22 protein-coding genes and 1 pseudogene are annotated in these 25,616 nt (G+C 39.2%); 10 read left to right on the forward strand and 13 right to left on the reverse strand.

The features are described from left to right. Positions 1-10: 10 nt before the first annotated feature. Both BLR60_RS14985 and BLR60_RS14990 read left to right on the forward strand, forming a co-directional pair. Positions 11-1,009, forward strand: coding sequence for an NAD(P)H-dependent glycerol-3-phosphate dehydrogenase (locus BLR60_RS14985; RefSeq protein WP_244155671.1), 999 nt, complete (start codon positions 11-13; stop codon positions 1,007-1,009). A gap of 719 nt (positions 1,010-1,728) precedes the next feature. Then, positions 1,729-2,070, forward strand: a complete 342-nt coding sequence (locus tag BLR60_RS14990) for a hypothetical protein (RefSeq protein ID WP_090501223.1) — start codon at positions 1,729-1,731, stop codon at positions 2,068-2,070. A gap of 171 nt (positions 2,071-2,241) precedes the next feature. On the opposite strand, the gene rimO is transcribed toward BLR60_RS14990, so the two are convergent. The 6 genes and pseudogenes from rimO to rpmB form a co-directional block, all read right to left on the reverse strand. Next, on the reverse strand, positions 2,242-3,570 hold the full coding sequence (gene rimO, locus BLR60_RS14995) for a 30S ribosomal protein S12 methylthiotransferase RimO (protein WP_090501225.1): 1,329 nt from the start codon (positions 3,568-3,570) through the stop codon (positions 2,242-2,244). Between the two features lie 65 nt (positions 3,571-3,635). Beyond that, positions 3,636-4,010, reverse strand: a pseudogene (locus BLR60_RS25455) (GxxExxY protein). A gap of 59 nt (positions 4,011-4,069) precedes the next feature. After that, positions 4,070-5,032: a signal recognition particle-docking protein FtsY gene (ftsY, locus tag BLR60_RS15010; RefSeq protein ID WP_090501231.1), complete on the reverse strand. Its 963-nt coding sequence runs from the start codon at positions 5,030-5,032 to the stop codon at positions 4,070-4,072. 357 nt (positions 5,033-5,389) lie between these two features. After that, the gene (locus BLR60_RS15015) at positions 5,390-5,545 is read right to left on the reverse strand and encodes a DUF4295 domain-containing protein (RefSeq protein ID WP_010599808.1); all 156 of its coding nucleotides are present in this window, start codon (positions 5,543-5,545) and stop codon (positions 5,390-5,392) included. A gap of 85 nt (positions 5,546-5,630) precedes the next feature. After that, the gene (gene rpmG / locus BLR60_RS15020) at positions 5,631-5,813 is read right to left on the reverse strand and encodes a 50S ribosomal protein L33 (RefSeq protein WP_010599807.1); all 183 of its coding nucleotides are present in this window, start codon (positions 5,811-5,813) and stop codon (positions 5,631-5,633) included. A 44-nt stretch (positions 5,814-5,857) separates the two neighbouring features. Further along, a complete protein-coding gene (rpmB, locus tag BLR60_RS15025) occupies positions 5,858-6,091 on the reverse strand; it encodes a 50S ribosomal protein L28 (RefSeq protein WP_025145121.1) in 234 nt (77 codons plus the stop codon). A gap of 293 nt (positions 6,092-6,384) precedes the next feature. Between rpmB and acs the strand changes: the two genes are divergently transcribed. After that, positions 6,385-8,280 (forward strand): acetate--CoA ligase, encoded by a 1,896-nt coding sequence (gene acs / locus BLR60_RS15030; protein WP_090501232.1) that lies wholly within the window; start codon positions 6,385-6,387, stop codon positions 8,278-8,280. Positions 8,281-8,350: 70 nt separating this feature from the next. Here the strand turns inward: acs and BLR60_RS15035 are convergent, their stop codons facing one another. Both BLR60_RS15035 and BLR60_RS15040 read right to left on the reverse strand, forming a co-directional pair. Then, on the reverse strand, positions 8,351-9,718 hold the full coding sequence (locus tag BLR60_RS15035; protein WP_090501234.1) for a RagB/SusD family nutrient uptake outer membrane protein: 1,368 nt from the start codon (positions 9,716-9,718) through the stop codon (positions 8,351-8,353). 12 nt (positions 9,719-9,730) lie between these two features. After that, the gene (locus tag BLR60_RS15040) at positions 9,731-12,739 is read right to left on the reverse strand and encodes a SusC/RagA family TonB-linked outer membrane protein (protein ID WP_090501236.1); all 3,009 of its coding nucleotides are present in this window, start codon (positions 12,737-12,739) and stop codon (positions 9,731-9,733) included. Positions 12,740-12,938: 199 nt separating this feature from the next. Between BLR60_RS15040 and BLR60_RS15045 the strand changes: the two genes are divergently transcribed. Both BLR60_RS15045 and BLR60_RS15050 read left to right on the forward strand, forming a co-directional pair. Continuing rightward, positions 12,939-13,124 (forward strand): CsbD family protein, encoded by a 186-nt coding sequence (locus tag BLR60_RS15045; protein ID WP_090501239.1) that lies wholly within the window; start codon positions 12,939-12,941, stop codon positions 13,122-13,124. Between the two features lie 65 nt (positions 13,125-13,189). Continuing rightward, positions 13,190-14,239, forward strand: a complete 1,050-nt coding sequence (locus BLR60_RS15050) for a glycoside hydrolase family 130 protein (RefSeq protein ID WP_090501241.1) — start codon at positions 13,190-13,192, stop codon at positions 14,237-14,239. Positions 14,240-14,259: 20 nt separating this feature from the next. Here BLR60_RS15050 and BLR60_RS15055 read toward each other — a convergent pair whose 3' ends face one another. Beyond that, positions 14,260-14,442 (reverse strand): hypothetical protein, encoded by a 183-nt coding sequence (locus tag BLR60_RS15055; protein WP_090501242.1) that lies wholly within the window; start codon positions 14,440-14,442, stop codon positions 14,260-14,262. A gap of 616 nt (positions 14,443-15,058) precedes the next feature. On the opposite strand from BLR60_RS15055, the gene BLR60_RS15060 reads away from it, so the two are divergent. The 3 genes from BLR60_RS15060 to BLR60_RS15070 are packed head-to-tail and all read left to right on the forward strand — an operon-like array spanning position 15,059 to position 17,440. Next, on the forward strand, positions 15,059-16,039 hold the full coding sequence (locus BLR60_RS15060) for an NmrA family NAD(P)-binding protein (RefSeq protein ID WP_090501244.1): 981 nt from the start codon (positions 15,059-15,061) through the stop codon (positions 16,037-16,039). A 41-nt stretch (positions 16,040-16,080) separates the two neighbouring features. Continuing rightward, positions 16,081-16,488 carry a DUF2147 domain-containing protein gene (locus BLR60_RS15065; RefSeq protein ID WP_167354747.1) on the forward strand — a complete coding sequence of 136 codons (408 nt, stop codon included), beginning with the start codon at positions 16,081-16,083 and terminating at the stop codon, positions 16,486-16,488. A 31-nt stretch (positions 16,489-16,519) separates the two neighbouring features. Beyond that, positions 16,520-17,440, forward strand: a complete 921-nt coding sequence (locus tag BLR60_RS15070; protein WP_090501353.1) for a helix-turn-helix domain-containing protein — start codon at positions 16,520-16,522, stop codon at positions 17,438-17,440. Between the two features lie 431 nt (positions 17,441-17,871). Here the strand turns inward: BLR60_RS15070 and BLR60_RS15075 are convergent, their stop codons facing one another. The 4 genes from BLR60_RS15075 to BLR60_RS15090 all read right to left on the reverse strand — a co-directional run bounded on the left by BLR60_RS15075 (position 17,872) and on the right by BLR60_RS15090 (position 22,061). Next, positions 17,872-18,783 carry a helix-turn-helix domain-containing protein gene (locus tag BLR60_RS15075; protein ID WP_090501248.1) on the reverse strand — a complete coding sequence of 304 codons (912 nt, stop codon included), beginning with the start codon at positions 18,781-18,783 and terminating at the stop codon, positions 17,872-17,874. A 69-nt stretch (positions 18,784-18,852) separates the two neighbouring features. Next, complete coding sequence (locus tag BLR60_RS15080; protein ID WP_167354748.1) at positions 18,853-19,308, reverse strand: ester cyclase; 456 nt, start codon at positions 19,306-19,308, stop codon at positions 18,853-18,855. Positions 19,309-19,315: 7 nt separating this feature from the next. Next, entirely contained in the window at positions 19,316-20,080 is a 765-nt protein-coding gene (locus tag BLR60_RS15085; RefSeq protein WP_090501251.1) for an SDR family NAD(P)-dependent oxidoreductase, read from the reverse strand. A 547-nt stretch (positions 20,081-20,627) separates the two neighbouring features. Next, complete coding sequence (locus BLR60_RS15090; protein WP_090501253.1) at positions 20,628-22,061, reverse strand: DNA/RNA non-specific endonuclease; 1,434 nt, start codon at positions 22,059-22,061, stop codon at positions 20,628-20,630. Between the two features lie 210 nt (positions 22,062-22,271). Between BLR60_RS15090 and BLR60_RS15095 the strand changes: the two genes are divergently transcribed. Both BLR60_RS15095 and BLR60_RS15100 read left to right on the forward strand, forming a co-directional pair. Continuing rightward, entirely contained in the window at positions 22,272-24,275 is a 2,004-nt protein-coding gene (locus BLR60_RS15095; protein WP_090501254.1) for a tetratricopeptide repeat-containing sensor histidine kinase, read from the forward strand. A 660-nt stretch (positions 24,276-24,935) separates the two neighbouring features. After that, positions 24,936-25,589 (forward strand): CPBP family intramembrane glutamic endopeptidase, encoded by a 654-nt coding sequence (locus tag BLR60_RS15100; protein ID WP_090501256.1) that lies wholly within the window; start codon positions 24,936-24,938, stop codon positions 25,587-25,589. The last annotated feature ends 27 nt before the right edge of the window (positions 25,590-25,616 follow it).

The following is a 25,616-nucleotide window of genomic DNA, read 5'->3' on the forward strand; positions in this document are numbered from 1 at the left end:
TTCTATAATCATGGTACCTAAAATAGCAATGATAGGAGGTGGGAGCTGGGCTACTGCCATCGTTAAAATGCTTGCAGATAATTTATCTGAGAAAGAAATTTTTTGGTGGATGCGTAATGAAACAGCCATTGAACACATTAAAAAATTTAAACATAATCCGCATTACCTTAGTTCTGTAGAGCTAAAGCTTGCCGGAGATCATATCTCGTCTGATATCCATTCGATTATAGAATCAGCTGATTTTGTTATTTTAAATGTGCCGGCTGCATTTTTAAAAGAAACCCTCTCCACCATAACACCCGAAGATTTAAAAGGCAAGAAAATTGTATCGGCCATTAAGGGGATCGTGCCCGAAGATAACCTGATTATCGGTGAGTTTTTGCACGAAAAATACAACATTCCATATCATGACATTCTGGTGGTAAGTGGTCCTTGCCACGCCGAAGAAGTTGCCTTCGAAAAACTTTCTTACCTCACCATTGCTTGTACCGACGTAGAGAAGGCAGCTGTATTTGCCTCTTTTTTAAATACACGCTATATCAAAACCAATGTTTCTGACGATATTTTTGGTACCGAATACGCTGCGGTTTTAAAAAACATTTATGCGGTGGCCAGTGGCATTTGTCATGGCTTAGGTTATGGCGATAACTTTCAGGCCGTACTCATTAGCAATGCCATAAGTGAAATGAAACGCTTTGTAGATGAAGTTCATCCAATTGACCGCGACATTAAAGAATCTGCCTATCTGGGCGATTTGCTGGTTACTGCTTACTCGCAGTTTAGCCGCAACCGTACCTTTGGCAACATGGTGGGCAAGGGTTATACCGTAAAATCGGCACAATTGGAAATGAATATGGTTGCCGAAGGTTATTATGCTGCTAAATGTATGCACATCAAAAATCAGGCGTACAATGTAGACATGCCAATTTGTAAGGCTGTTCACAGCATCATCTACGAGAAACGATCGCCACAGATAGAAATGAAATTATTAGCTGAAAAATTGAGTTAAGACAGACTTCATAGAGCTATTGCCTCTGCAACTTAGAAAAAATAATCTATAAACCTCAATTCGATTAATACTGACTAATTTTAAGCCCTTAAAACTAGTGCGATCGTCATGCTGAATTTATTTCAGCATCTTTTCTGCTAAATAGACCCTGAAATAAATTTACTCGTAGCTTTTCGCTGCGCTACAGGTCAGGGTGATGCTATAAATGAAAAATGTCTGTAATATACCTTTAAAGGAATATTAATAATCGAACTGGGGTTTATAAGTTTTGTAAAGCAGGCTCATCGCTTTTCGGTTGGGGCAGTCCTTCTTTCCGCTATTATCTTTTTGTGAGGGGTTAGCAAAAGCATTTGAGTTTGTGCACCAAAAAGGATAGCCGCTGCAATAAGGTTTATTTAACAGAAGACAGTGTAAGAAACAAGTAACTTTGCCGATTATCAGACTTTTTCTACTTTCTTCTTTGCCGTAACAAGTTTTATAGCCCCAGTTGCAGCAGAGGGATATAGCGTAGCACGGGAACAGGCTTTAATCATGATCACTGCCCTTGCGCTTCAAAAACAAATCTTTATTTTTTTATTGGAAGGCAGGCTCATTGCTTTTTGCAATAATATACCTTGGTTTACCTGAAAAATAATATTTTAAACTTTACTTTATTCATGTAACAGAAATAAAACAAATGTTACCATCAACTGTTATCAGTTAAATAAAATATAACTGTCATGAAAAAGAAATTAGTAATGGGTTTATTAACAATGGCCTTAATTGGCGGTGTAACCCTTAGCGTGAGCGCACAAGAGAAAAAAACTGAGGTAGGTAAAGCATTAGATAAAACTGGAAAAGCAATTGGGAAAGGTGCTAAATCGGTAGGGAATAAAACTGCTGAAGTAGCCGTAAAAGGTGGTTCGAAAGTTGCTGATAAAACATGGAAAGGCAAAATGGCACCGGATGGTTCTGATGTTTATATTAATGCCAAAAATGAGAAATACTATGTAAACGCTAAAGGAGCCAAAATCTGGTTAAAACCTAGTCAGATTAAAAACAGGCCAGCGGCTAAAAATTAGTTAGGGCACAACTCCCTAAATATGGGATTATCATCTGTTGATCAGACCTGTTCAAATGTTTTAGGAGGCGTTTATACAGGCCTGATATGATAGGAGAATAACTAAATAAATAGCCTAAAAACAAAAAGTCCCAAAAGCTTGCTTTTGGGACTTTTTGTTAACTATTTTTATTTAAACAATTGTTCCGTATAAATCGAAATCTTCAGCCCTGTCAACCTTTACATGAACGAAGCTTCCGTTAGCCGCATAACCTGTTGCAGCGTCGATTAACACTTCGTTATCAACCTCTGGTGAATCAAATTCGGTTCTTCCAACAAAGAAATCTCCTTCTTTTTTATCAACCAATACTTTAAAGGTTTTACCCACTTTCTCCTGGTTAATATCAAATGAAATACCTTGCTGTATTTCCATAATTTCATCCACGCGTTCTTGTTTTACTTCTTCAGGCACATCATCGATTAGGGTATGGGCATGTGTTTTTTCTTCATGCGAGTAGGTAAAGCAGCCTAAACGATCAAATTTGGTTTCGGCAACCCATTCCTTCATTTCTTCAAAGTCGCGTTCTGTTTCGCCCGGATAACCGCAGATTAAAGTGGTACGCATGGCAATATTCGGAACTTTATCCCTAATCTGATTAACCAGATCAATGGTTTTCTGTTTGGTGGTACCACGGCGCATCGATTTCAGCATGTTATCGGTAATGTGTTGTAATGGCATATCCAGGTATTTACAAATGTTGTCGCGCTCATTCATCGCATCTAAAATTTCCATCGGGAAACCAGAAGGGTAGGCGTATTGCAAGCGAATCCATTCAATGCCCGGCACATCCGATAAGCGACGCATCAGTTCATCCAGCTTACGCACACCATAAAGATCTAAACCGTAATAGGTAAGATCCTGCGCAATTAAAATCAGTTCTTTGGTGCCGTTTTTGGCGAGTATTTTAGCTTCGTTAACCAATTCTTCCATGGGCTTGCTCATGTGCTTGCCACGCATTAAAGGAATGGCACAGAAAGAGCAGGGACGGTTACAGCCTTCGGCAATTTTAAAATAAGCAAAGTGTGATGGGGTAGTGAGCAAACGTTCGCCAATCAGCTCGTGTTTGTAGTTGGCACCTAGTTCGTGCAGAATATTTTGTAAATCATTGGTGCCAAAAAAAGCGTCTACGTTGGTAATTTCTGCTTCCAGTTCTGGTTTATAACGCTCAGAAAGACAGCCTGTAACCACCACTTTGCCAATTTTACCCGCTTCTTTCAGTTCGCTAAACTGCAGAATGGTATCAATTGATTCTTGTTTGGCATTATCGATAAAACCGCAGGTATTAATTACGACGATATCATCCTTGCCCATTTTATCAGATTCGTGGGTAACGTTTAGGTTGTTGCCGCGCAACTGGCCCATCAATACTTCCGAATCGTATATGTTTTTAGAGCAACCTAAAGTAATTACGTTAATTTTAGGTTGTTTGATTGTTGGTTTTTTTATTGTTTTGGTATTCATGGTATGTGTGATAGCACCGATATAAAATGATTACACCGATTTAGGTAAGTACCGATGATATATTTTTAAACGGACAGTCGTTTTACTTCGCAGCTTGTGTTGCCAAAGTTAATCAATAATCCTGTTTTAATTTTGCTGGCTTTTAAGTATGATATAAGTTGACTTTGAAATAACTTTGGTTGGTACCCTGTTACGGATTTCAATTCTACAATTACCTTATCTTCAACAAAAAGATCGCATCTGAATTTTCCAATAATAATATGCTCAAATATTACATTAAATTCCTTTTCTGCAATGTAGTTTAAACCTGCCTGCTAGAGTTTAATTTTTAGTGCATTCACATAGATTTTCTCTAAGAAGCCTGGGCCTAACTGATTATGAACTTCATAGCAGCAGCCTATAATTTTCTGTGTTAGCGTATCTTTTTCATATTCGATCATACTTAAATCTATATAAAATCTATGAAATCACATAAATCTGTGAAATCATACGCTTGCGCTTACTTAAACAAACTATTCACAAAATCCTTTTTATCAAAGAGTTGCAAATCGTTTATTTTCTCGCCTACACCAATATATTTAACCGGAATTTTAAACTGATCTGAAATACCGATTACCACACCACCTTTCGCTGTTCCATCTAATTTGGTAATGGCCAATGCATTCACATCGGTCGCTTCGGTAAACTGTTTGCACTGCTCAAAGGCATTTTGGCCGGTAGAGGCATCTAATACCAATAAAATTTCGTGCGGTGCACCCGGTACTACTTTTTGCATTACCTGTTTAATTTTACCCAGCTCGTTCATCAAGCCAATTTTGTTGTGCAAACGCCCTGCGGTATCAATAATCACTACGTCCTCATTATTAGCCACGGCCGATTGTAAGGTATCAAAAGCAACTGAAGCCGGATCAGAACCCATGGCCTGTGCCACCACCCTAACGCCTACACGTTCGCCCCAAAGTTTAATCTGGTCAACCGCTGCAGCCCTAAAAGTATCGGCAGCACCTAAAACAACCTTTAAACCCGATTCTTTAAGTTTATGGGCCAGCTTACCAATGGTGGTGGTTTTACCCACGCCATTTACACCAACCACCATAATTACATAGGGTTTATGATCGCCATATTCGAACTGACGGAAATCATTACTGTTGTTCTCTGACAGCAACAATTGGATTTCATCACGCAGGATAAAATTAAGCTCATTGGTATTCAGATATTTATCTTTGGCCACGCGCTCTTCAATGCGTTTGATGATTTTTAAGGTGGTACTTACGCCCACATCAGAAGTAACCAAAACCTCTTCCAGATTATCGAGTACTTCATCATCAACAGAAGATTTTCCTGCTACGGCTTTGGTAATTTTATTAAAGAAACCGTCTTTGGTTTTCTCTAAACCTTTATCCAGCGCTTCCTGAGCTTCAGGTGCAGTTTCTTTCTTTTTGAAAAAATCGAATAAACCCATTAGTTATTTGTATGTTTTTTTAAAATATCAGTAGGTGTTTGAAAGCTACAGCTGGATTAATTTTCCATTAAAATCTTCAGTAAATTTATCGGGGAATTTCTGAAGACCTTTCTTGAGCAATACTTTGTTCCGTTTGAATCAAAATATGACTTCAACTTCTTTGTTTTTTACATCGAATCTTTCAGGAATGACAATAGTTTCATTTTCAGAAACTATTGCTTTAAACTTGTGCGCTTCCATGACTATGCTTTTTGTAAAGATAATCAATTATTTGCTACCGTAAATTTCACTAACAAAAAAAGCCCTTCCGGTTAAAACGGAACGGCCTGTAATATTTTATGTTAAAAAATATTAACCTTATTTAGATGCAATAGCATCTTTTACGTGGTCGTTGTGTACGATAAGTTCTTTAAATGAGTAAGCACCGGTTTTTGGTGATTTTACCATTGTAATTACTTTCGAATATTCTTTACCTGTACCTGTTTTAAGGGTTGCAACTACTTTCTTTGCCATGTTCTTATAAATTTAATGATTGAATGCTAGATGGATAGAATGGGGGGGATGTATACCCTAACCTTCTGCCTTTACACCTTCAACCTTATTTAATCTCTTTGTGTACGGTTACTTTTCTCAATACTGGATTGAATTTTTTCAATTCTAATCTTTCAGTCGTATTTTTACGGTTTTTGGTAGAAATATATCTAGACATACCTGGCATGCCACTTTCTTTATGTTCAGTACATTCTAAAATAACCTGAACTCTGTTACCTTTTTTTGCCATTTTATTATAAATTGAAAACTGTTAATCTCAACAGTTAATGTTTTTTACAAAAATCCTTTTTTTACGAAACGGTTAATTGCTTCGCTAATGCCCACTTTATTGATGGTTTTAATCGCTGAAGTAGAAACTTTCAACGTAATCCAACGGTTTTCTTCAGGAATATAAAATTTCTGAAGTTGTAGGTTTGGGTAAAATTTGCGTTTGGTTTTAACGTTCGAGTGAGAAACGTTGTTACCTACCATTGCTTTTTTTCCTGTTAAATCACAAACTCTTGACATGACTTGTAAATATAGTTGTTAATATCGTCCGCTTAATTTTTTTAAGAGTGTGCAAATATCTGAATAATAATTGTAAACAGCAATAGCCTAGCTAATTATTTTTTATAATTAATATTTATATGCGGTAAAGACCATTTGCAATTTTGTTATCAGGAATGTTTAAATCTCCAGATGCGGAAAATAAATGTTTCTCCTTAACATTTGGTCTTCATTTTGATATGATAAGACTATTTTTCATTGGCATTATTTATTTAAATTAGCTGCCACGAAATCCAAAATAATAAAAACGAGCGATGCAAATTACATCTTTTAAGCAATACGAAGAAGATTATAAGAAAAGCGTAGAAAACCCTGAGCAGTTTTGGGGCGAAGTAGCGCAAAACTTTCAATGGCGCAAACCTTGGTTTAAGGTACTCTCCTGGAACTTTAATGAGCCTAATATCAAGTGGTTTGAGGGGGCAAAACTTAACATCACCGAAAATTGCTTAGATCGGCACCTCGCTACCAATGGCGATAAACCAGCTATAGTTTGGGAACCGAATAACCCGGAAGAAGAAAGCGTTACATATACTTATAAAATGTTGCATGAGCGTGTTTGCCGTTTTGCCAATGTGTTGAAACGCAATGGGGCCAAAAAAGGCGACCGGATCTGCATTTATATGCCCATGGTGCCAGAACTTGCCATAGCGGTTTTAGCCTGTGCGCGCATCGGTGCTGTACACTCGGTTATTTTTGGTGGCTTTTCTGCTAAATCAATCGCCGATCGGATTAACGATTCGCAGTGTAAAGTGGTAATTACGGCTGATGGTGCTTACCGCGGCAACAAACAGATTCCGTTAAAAGATGTAATTGACGATGCATTGATCGGTTGTCCAACCGTAGAGAAATGTATCGTGCTAACGCATGTGCGTACGCCTGTATCGATGTTAAAGGGGCGTGATGTATGGTGGGAAGATGAAGTTAAACACGTAAACGATGTATGCGAAGCAGAAGAAATGGATGCAGAGGATATGCTCTTCATTTTATATACTTCTGGTTCTACCGGCAAACCCAAAGGTGTAGTGCATACCTGTGGTGGTTACATGGTTTATGCCGGCTATACCTTCGCCAATGTATTTAATTATCAGCCTGGCGAGGTTTATTTCTGTACGGCCGATATTGGCTGGATTACCGGGCACTCGTATATTGTTTACGGACCGCTTTCGCAAGGTGCAACATCCGTATTGTTTGAAGGTATTCCAACTTACCCAACTCCCTCGCGTTTTTGGGATATTGTAGAAAAACATCACGTAAATACTTTGTACACCGCACCTACAGCTATCCGTTCTTTGATGAGTTATGGCGATGATCCGCTTAATGGCAAAGATTTAAGCTCCATCCGTGTTTTAGGCTCGGTAGGAGAGCCGATTAACGAAGAGGCCTGGCATTGGTTCGATGAGAAAATCGGACACGGTAAAGCGCCTATTGTGGATACCTGGTGGCAAACCGAAACGGGAGGTATTATGATTTCGCCTATTGCAACGGTAACCCCAACCAAACCTAGTTTCGCTACACTTCCGTTACCTGGCATCCAGCCGGTTTTGGTAGATGAAAATGGCAATGAAATTGAAGGAAACGGTGTGATGGGAAATCTTTGCATTAAATTCCCATGGCCGGGTATGCTGCGTACCACTTATGGCGACCATGAACGTTGCAAGCAGACTTATTTCTCTACTTACGAGAATTTATACTTTACCGGCGATGGCTGTTTACGCGATGAGGATGGTTATTACCGGATTACCGGCCGGGTTGATGATGTATTAAACGTTTCGGGCCATAGAATAGGTACTGCTGAGGTCGAAAATGCCATTAACATGCATGCCGGTGTGGTAGAAAGTGCAGTGGTAGGTTACCCGCATGATGTAAAAGGGCAGGGCATTTATGCTTTTGTTATTTACCCCGAAATGCATAGCGAAGCCGAATTATCTAAAAAAGATATTTTACAAACGGTTACCCGGGTAATTGGTGCCATCGCTAAGCCAGATAAAATATTGTTTGTTTCTGGTTTGCCCAAAACACGTTCGGGCAAAATTATGCGCCGGATTTTGCGCAAAATTGCCGAAGGCGATACCTCCAATTTAGGTGATACTTCTACCTTACTTGATCCGGGTGTGGTAGAAGAAATTATTGAAGCTGCGAAGAAATTGTAGGATAAATATATTTAACAATAAAGCCTCCAGATTGTGAATCGGGAGGCTTTGTTGTTAAGATAAAACTTTGTTAATAACCTGGGTTTTGTTTTAAAGCTTTATTCACATTTATTTCACGATCCGGAATCGGGAAAACCAATTTAGGGTCGTCATATGCAAAAGCGCCTATAGATCGTTTGGTGCGTTTGTAATCATGAAGCCTGAAACCTTCGTAATCCAATTCCTTTTCGCGTTCGTTTAAAATAATATCAAGGGTAGGTATCACGTCTCCTAATCCAGCCCTGGTCCTTAATGTATTAATATCATCAGCCGGGGTAGCCCCAACGCTAGTGCCTAATCTAAAATTACATTCTGCCCGGATCAGGTATTGTTCGGTAATTCTACAAACGGGTATGTTATCATAAAAGCTATACCATTTTTTTGTAAAAAAGCCTGTTCTAGCGCCTGTACCTTCGTAAATCATCTCAGTTTGCCTTTTGTCGCCCGTTTCAAACGAATTGTAAAATGTAGTATTGACTAATGCATCAGCCCGTCCAACATTTCCACCTGTGGCATTTTGGTAGCTGGCATAAAAAGTTGCTAACCCGTCATTAGAGGTACCAGCATTGCTTTGTTCGTTCTGTTTAATTTCAAAAATACCCTCACTCGAGTTTTTAGTTCTGAAAGGTGCTTCAAGTGAATTGGTAATTAATTGGTATGGGCTGTTGGTAATAATATCATTCGCAATATCTCTTGCCAAAGCATATTTTCCTTCCTGTAGATAAACCCTGGCCAAAAAAGCTTTAGCAGCATACTGATCATTAACTGAAGCCAATTTCGTTATAGCCGATTTTAGGTCGTTTTCTACTGCAACATAAACTTCGGCAACCGTGCTTCTTGCTACCGAATTGGTCACATTATCTACGGTTTTTACCGCCGTGGTCATAATAGGAACGCCGAGATTTGTATTAGTACCGCTGGCCTCATAAGGTAAACCGAAAAGTCTTACCAGTTCAAAGTGCATAATAGCCCGAATAAACAGCGCTTTGCCTTCTATTACACTTTTCGTATTGGCATCACCTACTACATTTAATTCAGAAAGCACAATGTTAGCGGTATTAATTGTACTGTAAGCTGTTATCCAGGTCCTCCTAACATCTGCATTATCCGCTACAATGACCTTGCTTGCAATATTGCGGTAGGTGGTAAAAGTGCCACGCCAGGTGAGGTAATTATCACTTGCATAAAGATCTGGTATAAATACAAGGTTATTCCCGTACAAATCGCCAGTAGCCATAAAAGTGTAAGCACCTATTAAGGCATTCTGAACATCTGCAGTTGTATTGAGCGCCGCATTGGCATCAATATTCTGTTTAGGGTCTATTTCTAATTGCTTTTTACAGCTGGATATACTTAATAAAAGGAAAAATCCAGCCAATATATTTTTATAATTTTTCATATACTAAATGTTTTATAAACCAATGTTTACGCCGAATGTAATAGTTCTTGCTTGTGGCGGAGTGTAAAAATCATGGCCCAGTTGTATGTTATCAGACTGGAGATTACCTCCACTAGGGGTATTTACTTCAGGATCATAACCTTTATAGCCGGTTATGGTAAACAGATTAAGGGCCGAGGCAAATAATTTTACGTTCTGCAATTTATATTTACTGGCAAATGTTTTAGGGATATTATAGCTAAAAACCACACTTTTTATCCTGAGGTAAGAGCCATCCTGTATCCATCGTGATGATGGGCTTGTTCCGTTCCCTTCACCAAACCTTGGTTGTGGTATATTAGTGATGGTATTTGTCGGTGTCCAGTAATTTAACTGATCAATGGTCTGATTGTCAAAATAATCGCCATTGGCTGATTGGAAAACACCTGCCATATTATAAATGTCATTACCAGAAACAAACTGCGCCTGAACGTCGAGATCGAAGTTTTTGAAAGAAAAATGGTTTCCAAAACCACCAAAGAATTTAGGGTTTGGGTCGCCAAGCTTTTGGTTCTGTGCAATAGAATAATCATTTGTTGTTGCTGTTCTCGAGGCGTCAATATAATAAAGTGCATCGCCATTGGCAGGATCTACGCCAGCATAAGCTTTCCCATAAAAGTATCCTAAAGGTTCTCCAACAGCTACCCTGCCTAAAAATCTTCCACCGGGATAAATCGGTTGATCATCCACTAAACGCAAAACTTTGTTCCTGTTTAAAGAGATGTTGAAAGAGGTAGACCATTTAAAGTCTCCTATAAAATTACGGGTATTGATCGAGAATTCGAACCCTCGGTTCTGCATATCGCCAATATTCTGCGTAATGGATGAAAAACCATTTGTTGCCGCTATTGGTGCATTCAACAATAAATCGGTTGTTTTCTTTTTATAATATTCAACAGTACCCGAAATCCGGTCAGAAAATAGACCGAAATCTAAACCAATATTATAATTTGTGGTATTTTCCCAACTTAAATTTGGATCTCCCAATTGGCTGGGGCGAGTACCGCCAACTCCCGCATAATTAACACCGCGATATAAATTTCTTGATGCAAAATCACCAATTTCGGCGTTACCGGTTAAACCATAACTGCCCCTTAATTTTAATAGACTTAGCCAAGTGCTTGTTTGTAAAAAATCTTCCTGGTTAATAATCCAGCCTGCCGAAACTGCAGGGAAAGTCCCATATCTGTTGTTTACACCAAATCGTGATGAACCATCCGTTCTTATCGATGCACTTAACAGGTATTTATCTTCATATTTGTAGTTTAACCTGGCCAGGTAAGAAACAAAAGTATGCCTCGTTTCTGAAGATTCTCCTGCAGAAATTACCGCCGCACTCGCAATCTTGGTAAAATTGTCTGATGGTAAGGTCGTTCCCGTTACAGATGAATACCTGAATTTCGTATCCTGGAAGGCGAAACCAGCCAGTACGTTCAGATTATGCTTTTCGTTAAAAGTTTTGGTATAATTAAGGGTATTGTTGGTGTTAAAATTAATGGATTTAGCCATGTAATCAGTTGAAGAGCCTCCTGTACTACCACCGTCTTGCGTTTTCGATCCTAAAAATTGCTCCTCTTCCAAATTGTTGAAATCAAAGCCATACTCGCTTCTGAAAACTAAGTCTGGAGTAATTTTTAAACTTGCATAAGCATTAGCAAAGGTTCTGTAAGTGGTTGATAGGTTTTTGCCATTATCATAATCGATTAAGCTATTGTAATAAACGGTAGAGCCATTTAATTGACCAGATGCATCACGTACCGGTTGAAGTGGAGGTAAAGCGTTTAGCTGTAAAGGATTAGAGAAGGCATTATCCGTAGGGATACGATAGTTGTCTACCTTCGAAACGTTTATGGATCCGCCAACGTCTAAAATTTTAGAAACGGTGTGGTCTACACTTAAGCGCCCACCTGTACGTACGTAACGGTTGCTCACGATAATTCCATCATTGTTATTGAAGTTTCCTGATAACATGAACCGGGTTTTTGCATCACCGCCATTAATGTTCAGGTTATATTGTTGTGTATGCCCCCTTCTAAAAGCTTCATTAACCCAACTGGTATTGTTATTGCTTGTCCAGTCATCTGTACCGGTATAATCTTTCCACATTTCTGCAGCATTTGCATAGTCGCCATTATCATAATTGTTATATTTAAAAGATGCATCCAGCAACTGTCGATATTGGTCGGCATTTAAAAACTGCCCTTTTTTTGTAGGGTCACTAAATCCGGCATAATAGCCAAAATCGATGTTGGTTCTGCCCTGCTTCCCCTTTTTTGTGGTAATGAGTACCACTCCATTCGATCCCCTCGCTCCATAAATAGCTGCAGAAGCCGCATCTTTTAATACTTCCATCGATTCGATGTCATCAGGGCTAATAGCTGCAAGCGGGTTATCAGCTTCGGTATAGGTACCCAAGGCTTCAGTCACAATAGGAACACCATCAATTACAAACAAAGGTTGGTTACTTGCCGAAATGGAAGATATACCCCTTACCCTAATCTGAAGTGCCTGGCCCAGTTTACCACTGCCCGAGTTGATAAAAACACCTGGTGCTTTACCCTGTAGCGCCCCTTCAATTGTAGGCACTGGTCTGTCCTTAAAATCTGCAGCGGTAACTTTTGCAATTGATCCTGTTACATCTCGTTTGTTCTGCGTACCATAGCCTACCACCACCACGTCTGATAAGGTGTTGTTCTCTTCTTCAAGGTTTACATTGAGGGTCGGCCCGGTAATGGGTACTTCTTTGGCTTTGTAACCGATGAAACTAAAAACCAGCGTTTTGGCATCGTCTGCAACGCTTAGTTTAAACGCCCCGGTCGCATCACTCTGTGTGCCGTTAGCTGGCGAGCCTTTTACAAATACGCTAACCCCGGGAATTGGTCCTGAGGCCGACGTCACCTTCCCGGTAATCACCTTGCCCTGCGCGAAAGCAAACGAAATTACACTGAGAGATAAAATCATACTAAAGAGTAGTTTTTTCATCAAATTGTTAGTTTAGTTAGTAATGTTTAGAATGGTTAAGAATAATAATCTTAATATAATTAAAAACATGTATAAAACCTGCAGGAATAAGATAAATAAGTTGAAAATTGAGGTAGCGGGATAAAAAAGCGAAACAAACTCAGGCTTAAGGTTGTTTCTACTTAATAGAACACATTATTCAACATAAAAAATAACCCCTATGGATAAGTTAGAATTAAAAGGAAAGTGGAACGAAATAAAAGGAAAAGTTAAACAAGCTTATGCTGATTTGACCGACGACGATTTAAAACACGAAGAAGGGCAGGATGATGAGTTGTTGGGCAGACTGCAACAAAAAACAGGTAAAGGAAGAGACGAACTGGTAAAGTGGATAAACTCTTTATAATATCTATTTAATAGTAAAACAGGCGATCAAAAAAATGGTCGCCTGTTTGTTTTAAAACATTTTTTATGGCCGATATTGCCCAACGTTTTCCGCAAAACCCCATACTCGCACCTCGAAATCTGCCACCCAGCAGAGATGGACTAGAGATTGCCTGCCTTTTAAACCCCGGTGTTTTTACCTTTGAGGGAAAAATATGGTTACTCATCCGGGTAGCCGAAAGGCCTAAACAAACAGCGGGTATTATCTCTTTCCCTATTTTAACGCAAGCTGGTATAGAAATTCTGGCTGTTGAAGAAAACGATCCGCATGTAAATGCCACTGACCCCAGGGTAATTAACTACAAAGGGGCTGATTATTTAACGACCCTGTCGCATTTAAGATTGGTTTGCAGTGATGATGGTATTCATTTTTATGAACCCGAAGGTTACCCTTTGTTACAGGGCGAAGGCAAAGACGAAACCTTTGGCATTGAAGATTGCCGCGTAGCCTTAATTGGCCAAACCTATTATTTAACTTATACGGCTGTTTCGGCGCATGGCGTGGGGGTAGGGCTGCGGACCACTACAGACTGGAAAAACTTCGGGCACCATGGTATGATCATCCCGCCACACAATAAAGACTGTGCAATATTTGAAGAACCGATTAATGGTAAATTTTACGCCCTGCACCGCCCCAGCAGTGTGGCTTTAGGAGGTAACTACATCTGGCTGGCCGAATCACCTGATGGGATCCATTGGGGCAAACACCAGTGTATCATCAAAACCAGGGCCAGCCTTTGGGATAGTGTGCGTGTAGGTGCCGGTGCAGCACCCATTAAAACCACAGCCGGCTGGCTCGAAATTTACCACGGCGCCAACGAAAAACACCAGTATGGTTTGGGAGCTTTTTTAATGGATTTGAATGATCCGTCTAAAGTACTGGCGAGAACAGAAGATCCGATTATGTTTCCTCAGGAAGAATATGAATTACATGGTTTTTTTGGTGAGGTGGTATTTACCAATGGCCATTTGGTTAAGGGTGATGAATTGACCATTTATTATGGCGCAGCGGATGAGTTTGTGTGCGGGGCGAAGTTTTCGATAGCGGAGATTTTGGGAGAATTGATCTATTTTTAATACTGTTTGTTTTTTAAATTTCAGGGATAAAACCTGACAAGATTGTCCATTGCCTTTGCGCTAATGCCTCCATATAAAGTGTGATAGCTACCGAACACGGCTATGGTGTGCTTTTTAATTTCTTCCCTGATTTTAAAGAATGGTGAACCCATTGCAATACCACAAGCCTTAGCCTCATTGCCATGGGCAATTACACACATCATTATTGTTCAGTACAATAACTGGAACGCCATCGTATTCTGGTTTAAATAACCGCTGGCAGCTTGCGTAGAAATTATTATAGTTTGCCAGTGCAAACATGATTTTGCTTTGAATGCGGTTTGCAAGTCTAGGTAACTTCCCTAAATACAGTAATGCTTCTACCAGTTATATTTAAGCAAGCATCTAAACTATTATGAGGCATAAATAGGTGCAATCTTATTTAATAAACAGCTTCCTGGTGAGCCATTCTCTCTCTGCCGGGCAAACAATTAGCATTCCCGAAGTTACCTGAACTGATTTATCTACTACTGGGATACTGCCTTTCATAATTCCAAAATACCGCATGTGGTCATCACAACCATTTTTAATTGCCTCACTGATAAAGTAGTCACATCGTTATTGACCATTTTTAGGTAGCTAATAATTTAAAAACACTCATCGATTACGATCTTCATAAGCTAATTCAGATGATTCGGGCATTCAGTACAATTTGCCTGCATGGAAATATTTCTTTACCAAGTGTATTAGCGTGTTTTTGAACACAAGAAAAGTAGATTCGAACACTTGGGTAGAATTCGATTAACTGAAATTTGCATCAGAAATCAATGATAAGTAAATATGAAAATAGTTGTGACAGGTTCATTAGGAAATATCAGTAAGCCGCTTGTGTTGCTATTGATTGAACAAGGACATCAGGTTACTGTAATCAGCAGCTCGGGCGCTAGGAAAGCAGCAATAGAGCAGTTAGGTGCAAAGGCTGCGATTGGGGACTTAGAGGATCGCATTTTTTTAACCAAAACTTTTGAGGGGCATGATGCTGCATACTGTATGATTCCGCCCTTCAATTTTTTTGGGGATCAGACACTTGATTATCAGAAACAGGCATTAAACATCAGCACAAATTATGTTCAGGCGATTCAGAACGCGGGAATAAAAAAAGTAATACAGCTGAGCAGTGTTGGTGCCGAAAAGCCCACTGGGGCAGGGGTCTTGGTTTTTCACCACATTGCAGAAAACGTTTTTAAACAACTTCCTCAAGACGTCACTGTTACCCATCTTCGCCCGGGATCCTTCGATTATAATTTATATGCCTTTGTGGACATGGTTAAGGGAAAAGGTTTTTTGGAAGGTATTATCGGTAAATTACTTTACTTGAGGCATTATGGCCTGAAAGGACTTTTTAAAGGATATTCAGGAATTATATTATCGAATTACGGTGAAACCGACAAAATTGCCTGGGTATCGCCCTTAGACATTGCATCCGCCATTGCCGAGGAAATTAATGCTCAGCAAGGCGGAAAGAAAGTAAGATATGTTGCCAGTGAAGAACTCACCTGCCAGGAAATAGCCACTGTTTTGGGAAACGCCATCGGCAAGCCATACTTAAAATGGGTGCTTATCAGTGATAAGCAAATGAGTGATGCATTTATGGAAATAGGGGCATCAGCCAAAATCGCCAATGAATTTACTGAAATGAATGCGGCGATGCATAATGGTAGCCTGTTTGAGGATTACTTCAAAAACAGGCCAGCTATTTTGGGTAAAATAAAAATGAATGATTTTGCGAAAGAATTCGCATTGAAATATAAAGCGCAATGAGACATCTATTTCTGACAATTCTATTTCTAAATTTTTCTACAATGTTGTTTTCACAAACAAAAGCCGATGATATTGTTGGTGTATGGTACAGTCCGGTAAAAGAGGGTAATGTACAGATATTTAAGAGCGGCAAAAGTTATTATGGCAAACTAACCTATTTAAAACATGCTGTTGATAATGATGGAAAACTTGTTTTAGACGTCAATAATCCAGACAAAGAAAAACGGAAACTGCCCTTGGTAGGAATTTTCTTGTTAAAAGAAATTACATTCAATGATAAAAAGAATAACTGGAAGGGAAAGCTATATGATTATGATGGGAAGGGAAATACCTACGATTCTTATCTTGCCATTACCAAAAACGGCAGCCTCAATATCAAAGGCTTTTGGGGCCTTTCTTTCTTCGGATTAAATCCGGGATTGACTTTGGAAAGAGTTGATAAAGAATAATCTTATATTTAGAACTTGTAAGCTAACCGGAATGATTTTGCAGCAGCCATACAGAATAAAAACAATTAAAGAATACCATAAAATATTAGGTATAGCCCCCCCTGAGCATCCTATGGTTAGTGTTATAAATCTAGCTGAAATAACACCTTATAGGAGTGAAGAAAGTATTAAGGTGGTGTTCGACTTTTATATGATCTCACTCAAAAAGGTAGAGGCTGGAGATGTAGTGTATGGCTATGGACAGCAAAAATATGATTTCGACGACGGCATATTGTTTTTCATGTCCCCTAATCAGATATTTTCATTCAAAGCAGATGATAGCTTCAAGAGTACAGGGAGTATGCTGCTCATTCATCCTGACTTCCTGTGGGGAAATCCGTTAGCCAAAACCATTAAAAGATATGAGTTTTTCAACTATGCAATAAATGAAGCGCTATTTGTTTCTGAAAAAGAAGAAATTGTATTAAAAAGTTTTATCAGTAATATTGAGCGGGAATATCATTCACACATCGATAAATTCAGTGAGTCGATCATTATCTCTCAGATTGAATCGTTGCTCAGTTATTCCAATCGGTTTTATATGCGCCAGTTTCTTACCCGTAAAATATCTGGAAATCAAATCCTGGATAAACTGGAAAAAATTCTTGACGACTATTTCAATAATGAAGACATCATCAATAAAGGATTGCCTACCGTAGCCTACATTGCGGCACTTCTCCATTGTTCTCCAAATTATCTGAGTGGAATTTTGAAGGCCCTTACCGGTCAGAATACACAACAGCACATTCACGAAAAGATTATTGAAAAAGCAAAAGAAAAACTTTCCACTACTACACTTACAATTGGAGAAATTGCTTTTGCGCTAGGATTCGACTATCCCCAATCGTTTAGCAAATTATTTAAAAGTAAAACAGATCTAACTCCTGTTGAGTTCCGTGCGTCTTTCAATTAATTTTTAATTATTGCTCACTTTATGCGCAATGCAATTTTAAAATCAGATGCTTTACTTACTAGGGCAGTGGCCACAGCGGCTATAACTGCCACCTTATATACAGGCTAGATTGGTATCCTGTTTGTTAAGATCATTTTACACTTCCTGGTTATTATCTCAGGACTATTCGATCAGGATTTTTTTTATTTTTTATATTTGCTTTGGTAGGCTACAGGAAGCTTTTCAGTCATTAAACAATTTCCAGAAGAAAGTATCGCGAAATGGCTGTCCGTAACTGCGGTTTTAATATCTGCGTAATAAACTACTTTTTCCCCTTGTCTAAAATGAAATAAGGTGCTGTGGAAGGAATATTTTGCTTTTGGTTTCTGTTTGGCCGGAAGTGTAGGTGTGAATTTGGAACATATCTGTTTTGAGCTGCTCAGTAACCATTTTTAATTGAATGATTTCCTAAACTCCAGTGGCGAAGAGTTAGTCTTCATTTTAAAAAATTTACTGAAAGACTGAGGATGCTCAAAACCAAGCTCATAGGCAATCTCACTCACTGAAAGACTGGTTACGGATAATTTGGCCTTAGCCTTTTCAATAAGTTTATGATGTATGTGTTCCTGAATATTTTTACCGGTGAGCTGTTTTAACATACTGCTTAAATAGTCGGATGAAACATTCATGGCATCTGCAACGGTTTTCACCGACAGTAAACCAGCTTCCTGATATTTTTCAGAAGAGAAATAACCATTTAGAAAATTCTCCACCTTGGTGAGCATTTGGTGGCTGCTGATTTTTCTGGTAATAAACTGCCGGTTGTAAAATCGTTCGCAGTATTTCAGCAATAGTTCAATTTGCGATATGATCAAACCTTGCGAAAAGACATCGATATTATCATGGTATTCCTGCTTAATACTTTCAAAAATATTAAGTATACTGGTTTCTTCCTTACTGGAGAGAAAAAGCGCTTCATGAATGGAATAATCAAAAAAAGAATATTTTTTTATATCGTGCGCAAGGGTAGATCCCCATAAAAAATCAGGGTGAATCTGCAACAGGAACCCGGATCCGCCGGTTGGCGAACCCGGATCTCTTTCTATCCGTAAAACCTGGCCTGGCGCAATGAAAGACATCAGCCCTTCATCAAAATCATAAATTTGCTGTCCGTAGTGCAGTTTTGCGCCGATATCACGCTTTAAAGCAATCGAATAAAAATCCATAACAATATTTACCGTCTTTGCATCATCCGGAAATTGCAACAGGGAATAATCAACAAGACTGATTAAAGGATGTTCAGGTTTAGGAAGTCCTCTGAAACGGTGGTATGTTGTAATCGAGTTTATGGTAACGATTTCCATAGATGCAAATTAAGCTTTATTTACCTATTGTATATCAAACAGTTTGAAAATATAACCTGATTCGTAAAACTATTCAGTTATGTTCAAAGATTGGCTGCTGGTCAAAAGTCCGAACCAATCCTCCAGATGCCAGGTATGGGTAAGCTTGCCATCCTTTAAATGATGAAATTCGTGCAACGACACCGATACTTTTTGCTGAGTGGGCGGAATCCCCATAAGTTCGTTAACGTGCGTAAAATTCATAGATGCCCTTACGGCAGCCCGTTCGTGGGTTCCGAAAATTTCGTGAATCACCACCTCAATATCAGGACAGGCTTCAAAAAGATAGGTCATCATATCCTGAAGACCTTTCGGACCATCGGCCTGGCCGGGAGCCAGCGGAATGTCTTTCCAGTCTGGCATACAGATTTCATCGAGTATGGCCGTATCCTTCATATTGAAGGCACCGTAAAATTTCCTGATCGTATCTATCTCTGATTTTGTTAAGGCTTTTACCAAATCACTTTCCTTATTTTTCAATTTCATACCCCTATTAAAGATTAGAACCTCCTGAAATTTCTATTCTCTGGGCATTAATCCAACCCGCGGCATCACTGCATAAAAAAGCAACTACTCCTCCAATATCTTCAGGAAGACCGACTCTGCCCAAAGCAGTTTGTGATGCCAGATATCTGTTCATTTCTGCATTGTCGCGAACAGCACCGCCCATAATGTCGGTTTCAATCGCTCCAGGTGCTATCACATTCACTCTGATATTTTTCTTCCCCAATTCCTGAGCCTGATATTTTGTTAATGTTTCCATAGCACCTTTTAATGCGGCATAAGCTGCAAAACCAGGTGTAGCAAAGCGTGTAAGACCCGAAGAAACATTTACAATGCCACCGAATGGATTCATTTTTGGTAAAAGCTTTTGTGTCAGGAAAAATGGCCCCCTAAGATGTACATTTTCCATTTCCGCAAACTGCTCTTCGGTTAAGTTTTCAAATGTTGCATAATGGATAAAACCAGCATTATTGATTAGAAAATCAAATCCGTCTGCGTTTAATTGAGACTGTAATGCTGATATGAAAGTTTTTGTGAAGTCATCAAAACCTGAAGGATCTGAAACATCAAGCTTCAAAGCAATTCCCCTTTGTCCAAGTTTTTCAATTTGTTTTACTACTTCTTCTGCAGCTTCTTTCTGGCTGTTGTAGGTTAAAACGATATCCAATCCATTTTTAGCTAGATTAAGGACCATATCTTTACCTAAACCACGGCTTCCACCTGTAACTACTGCAATTTTGTTTTGAGCTAACATACTTTTGTTTTTATGATTAATATGAAACAAAGGTATGCTGACAATTAAACGGGAAAGTAGCCATAACCTATCTGTTCGTAGCCGAAACCTACCACATTAACTATTTTGTTTTTTTAAAAATATTTTTGACTGGCCGGCAAGGAGCGGTTTTAAACAGGCCACTAAAAATCTGTGAATGAAAATGCACTTTATCCTGGTTAATGTTATTTACAATATAAGATAAATGCTAAACCTTATTATTTAGAAAAAAGTACCGTTAGGGAGACCTGAAAGATGTGTTGGATAGCGTTTAGTAACAAGGTGGAAAGTTGGAGATCTGTCTGGATGTATATGAGCAGATCAGGAAATAGCTTTTTAAAACTTTTGCCAACCTAAGCCCGATAACCATCTTTTGCAGCAGATAAACCTGTCAAAGTAATCTTCGGTTCTTGGTAATTTAGCAAAACAACTGGCTCTATTACGGCACCAAAATAACAACAGCCATATCATTTTTAATGATACGGCTGTTATGGTATTAAATGCGCTTATGCTCGGGTGTTTATTTAAATTAGTTACCAGGATCTTTCACTTTCTCTACCACATCCTGAATGTTTTGTGGCAGGTTAGAAAGCAGGTTATATCCGGTCGCGCTTTCAATATCCCTTACCGTTACAATATAATCTTTCCAATTGGCACCGATGGTATTCACGTTAGGGGTATTAATGGCAATTACTCTTGTGGAAGAAGTTACACGGCTTAAATCGTTATCGCCTGTTTTCAATAGTACGGCTACTTTCCATACATTAGATGGAACGGTTACTTTACCATTGTTGATGGTATTGATTACCGATGCACTTGCTGAACCAATTCCGCCGGTGCCATAGCTACCCATAATTACATAAACCTCATAACCATTTAAGGCCTGCGCACGGAGGTAACTTTCGAACGATTCCCAGGTTTTCTGGTTATTGTTTGGCGCCTGTGGAATCATGTTGGTCATCAGAAATGTGGCTGAGTTAGCACCGCCAGAGCTGGTACGATCGCCGCTCGGGCAATTATGGCCCCTGTCAAAACCCGAACCCGAATAGCTATTGCTTTGTACCTGGTACCAGTTGGGCGGCAGGCCCGTGAAAGAAGCGAAATCGTCTTTTCTGGTTGCTGCTCCAGTGAAATTATTTGGATCAAGGTGCCAGCTTACCCAATTTGGTATACCACGTGTCATACTATAGCTCTCTACATAGTATTTTTGATCAATCAGGTAATTTTCTGCTGATACAATAGTGGACTGTGCAGCTGAAGGATTGCCAAATAACAGGTTAGAATTGTCGCCTCCGGCTGGTGGTGCGTCTGCACCGGCTTCAGGCGTACCTCTTCCCGGTGCAGCAGTTCCGGTATTGCCATTATCTGTTGGGTCGGTATCTGGCGCACCTACCGTTATACCAGGATCACCTGTACCTTTAAAAATAATATCATCGATATTAATTCTGGTGGTACCTGCCTTTTTAATCTGAAAACGGATTTTTCCGGTAGTACTCACTTTAAAAGAGTCTGTTACCAGTGTGGTACTGGTTTCGGCAATATCGGTACCCAGCTGGGCATAGGTTTTTCCACCATCAGTAGAAGCTAAAAGCTGCCAGGTAGAATTGGCATCTGTGCCGTATTTGGCGTGCGATACATAAAGCATTTTAGCACCCGCTACATCAAAGTTCATCGATAAATAACCGCTTCTTAAGCGGATAGATTTTGCACCATTCTTCGCATCCGCGGCAAGGTTGCCCAAAAGAGCGTCGCTCAATGTCCATTTACCGGTTAATAACTGTACACTGTCTAATGCATAACTCGTTTTGGTTCCAGATTCAAAGCTTTCCGTAATGGCGTAGGCAGTAGGGGCTTTTGGTGGGGTTACTGGAGTTTCTCCTTCAACGGCTATTTTTTTTGAACAGGCTGACAGGGACAGGACTCCAATAAAGCCTGAATAGATAAGGATGTTTTTAAATTTCATTGTTTTTTAAATGTCTAACGAGATGGCGCCAATCAGATCATTTTAAAATGTGGGGGCGAAGGTATCAATAAAAAATAGCTGTATTGTTAAATTAATATTAACAAAACCTTCGAAAGGTTAAAATCCTTTTCAGATGCTTTAAGATAAAATTTGCATGAATAAAATGGTTTGATTTTTCTAATTGAATAAACCTATCTTTAACATTGTTTTATGAGATATTTAAATACTTTTTGGATTTCTTTTATATTTTTGGGCTATTGTCACGCTGGCGTTAAAGACCTGAAAAAGCGCATAAGCCCTACCGATACGGCGCGTATCATGAACGCTTTTAGAAAAAGCAAAGCCTATACACAGAGCGCCCCATCTTTATCTTACCAGGTTGCCAGAACTGCACTGGTAGATGCAAGGCAAAGCGGTTTCAGGATCGGAGAGGCAAGGCTGCTCAGACAGATCGCTTCACTAAATGAACAGTTTCACAGCATCCATCAAGCTAGATTTTATCAGCAGCAATCAGTTGGAATTCTTGAAAAGATCGCAGCTAACGGTGCAGAGCTTGCCTCGGGATATCTCTATTTAGGGACACTTGAAGTTCAAATTAAAAATAATCGCACTGCGTTAAAAGACCTGGAAAATGCGCATGCAATTTATATAAAGCTAAATAACCGAAAAGGGATTTTTTCATATTACAGCGCACTTGGACATCTTTATGAGCGATTGGGTGATGAAAAATCAGCTTTACATCATTACCTTAAAGCTAAGGAAATTGGAAAATCCGATCCCGCCACCCCAGATTACCTCATGCTCCTGGAGCATTTAGGAGGTATTTACTTTAAGATGGACAGCAGCAATAAAGCGCTCCTTATCTTTCAGGAAGGCATTGATAAAAGTCAGGCTGATACCGTCCACCTGCTCCATCACCTGAACTTCCTGAGAGAGAGTGGTAAGGTGTACCATATAATGGGAAATACCCAAAAAGCCGTAGCATACCATAAGCAGGCCTTAAGCATTGCCAGTTCACAGGGAAAGTTACATGAGCAGGCACGTTCGTTAATTGAACTTGCCAATACACTGAAATCCACCAATAGTGATCAAAGCCTGCTACATCTGAACAGGGCCTTATCCATTGCCCGCCAGATTGGTAATCAAAAGCTGGCTGCTGAAATATACCGTACCCTTAGTGAGATATATAGCCAGCAAAATCGGTTTAAAAACGCCTTACTAGCCCTAGAGGCCCATCATGAATTACTGGATAGCCTAATGTTTATCAATAAAGTACACGAGGCGGCGATTATAAAAGGTAATTATGAACTACAAAGTTCTAAAATAGCCATACAGCAACTGGAACTGGTTAATGAACGCAAAACAATCGAGCGTAACGCGGGCGGAGTCGTCATTGTGTTAACTTTATTTTCACTTTTATTTATGGGATACCAGTTTTACCTGACCAGGAAACTTAACAGAAAACTTTATGTATCAAATCGTGTGAAAGATAAATTGTTTTCAGTGATTGGACATGATTTGAGAAACCCGATCGGAGGAATTACAACAATGTTGGCATTGATGGAGCATAAGCCACTTGATGCAAAAATCTTAAAAAATATTTCAGCCATGAAAAAGCAAGGTGAAACTGCTTTGGAAATACTTTCTTCGCTGTTGAAATGGGGACATAGCCAACTGCAGGGCATTAAAGTCAACAAGACGAGCTTTTTAGTCGCATCCGTGCTTTCAAAAAACACTAACCTGCTTGCCGTTCAGGCGCAGGCAAAAGGGATAACTTTTCACAACAATCTTCCCGCAGACCTTATCCTATATGCCGATGAGGACCATTTAGATTTTGTCATTAGAAACCTTTTAAGCAACGCCATAAAATTTAGCTTCCCTTCCAGTAGTATTGAGATAGATTTTAAACGGGCGGAAAACGGCCACATTGTTATTGTGGTAAAAGATGCCGGCATAGGCATGAGCCAGGAACAAATCAGGCAATTTAATAACGGAAGCCTGGAAAGTAGCTACGGTACCAATGGCGAAAAGGGTACAGGGATCGGATTGATGCTTTCCAGGGAATATGTTAAAGCAAATGGCGGAAAACTTTGGGTTGAAAGTGAAATTGAAAATGGTGCTGCTTTTTATGTTTCGCTTTCCGGCAATGGCGCTTCTCAATGGACTGTAGGAAATCATTCATCTGCCCGACATCAGTCTGAAAGTAACAATTAATGAAACCTGGTAACATAGATAGGTACAAACATGATGGAAGTTGTTGATTAAAATAGCGATCCTATCGCTTATTCATTATCTGGTTTTGATAGATAGAGGAAAATGTATGATTCAGCTGGTAAGGAAATGATGTTTGATGCACCAGGAGCAAAGGGCGAATTGCCGGCAGTTATTCACTTTAGATAGTAGTTATGAGAATATATTTTAGAAAAGTTCAATCAGAGCCCTTCGGCAAACTTCATACGGATAGTTCGCTTAATCCAATACCTTTTACCTTAAAACATAAAATGTCTGATTTTTTACCTATCGGTAATCTCATGCTATTTATATAATTACATCTAGTCCTGGCGTAGCAAAATAGATCAGCTGATCGCAGTTACCGGGGAGAGCATGAAAATGGATGGCTATACTGAATTAAGCGCTTATAGTTGCCCATCCTGAACATACAGGAAAAGGTTATGCAAAACAGTTGATTGTCGAGGCAAGCAATAAGATATTCTAAGAATTTAAAATTCCTTACCTGCACGTTGCAGGTACTTATTTTAATGCCATTCGGCTATCTGAGAAATTGGGTTTTGTGATAAGAAAGAAAATAAGTTTCCGGAAGTTTTAAGGCCGGTGCGTTTGCATTATTTTATATTTGCACAAATTATTTCCCCAATGAAATTAGAACTTCGGAATAAATGGATATCGCTCTTTCTGCTTTCGATCGCTTTTTTACTGATCTACAATCCATTAACCAGGTTCCCCTATACTTTCTGTGTGATCATTGTATTTGTTTTGCTTGCAACCTATCTACAGAATAGAGATCTTCAATCCCTCAATTTTAAGAATCTCCGTTTCAGAGAGGTAAAAATAATTCTGATCTCTTATGTAATTTTAGAATTGGGTGTAGATTTTATTGTTCAGCCATTGGTTAATTGGGTTTGCCATGAGCCGCCTGACTATTCTTCGTTTGAGCATATTAAAGGTGACACTGCCCAGTATTTTAAGTGGTTATACCGCATGTGGATCAGTGCAGCGATAGGAGAGGAGATGTTGTTCCGGGCATTTGCTTTTGCGCAGCTAAAAAATGTTTTTGGAAATAAGAAGGTGCTTATCGCTATCCTTTCAGCATTGATGTTCTGTCTTCCACATTTGTATCAGGGCGTTGCCGGGTTGATAATGACTTTTGTTTTCGGGATCGCTTTTGCACTGCTGTATATGAAATTCCAGAATATCTGGATTAATATTATCGTTCATGGTTTGATAGATACCCTTTTCCTTACTTTAAGCTACTTAGGATATATTAAATTTTATCAATTCATATGGTAAAAAAGTTTAGTGCTAAAAGAGGAACTT

This window comes from Pedobacter terrae (genome assembly GCF_900100705.1).
In the GTDB taxonomy this organism is placed as follows: domain Bacteria; phylum Bacteroidota; class Bacteroidia; order Sphingobacteriales; family Sphingobacteriaceae; genus Pedobacter; species Pedobacter terrae.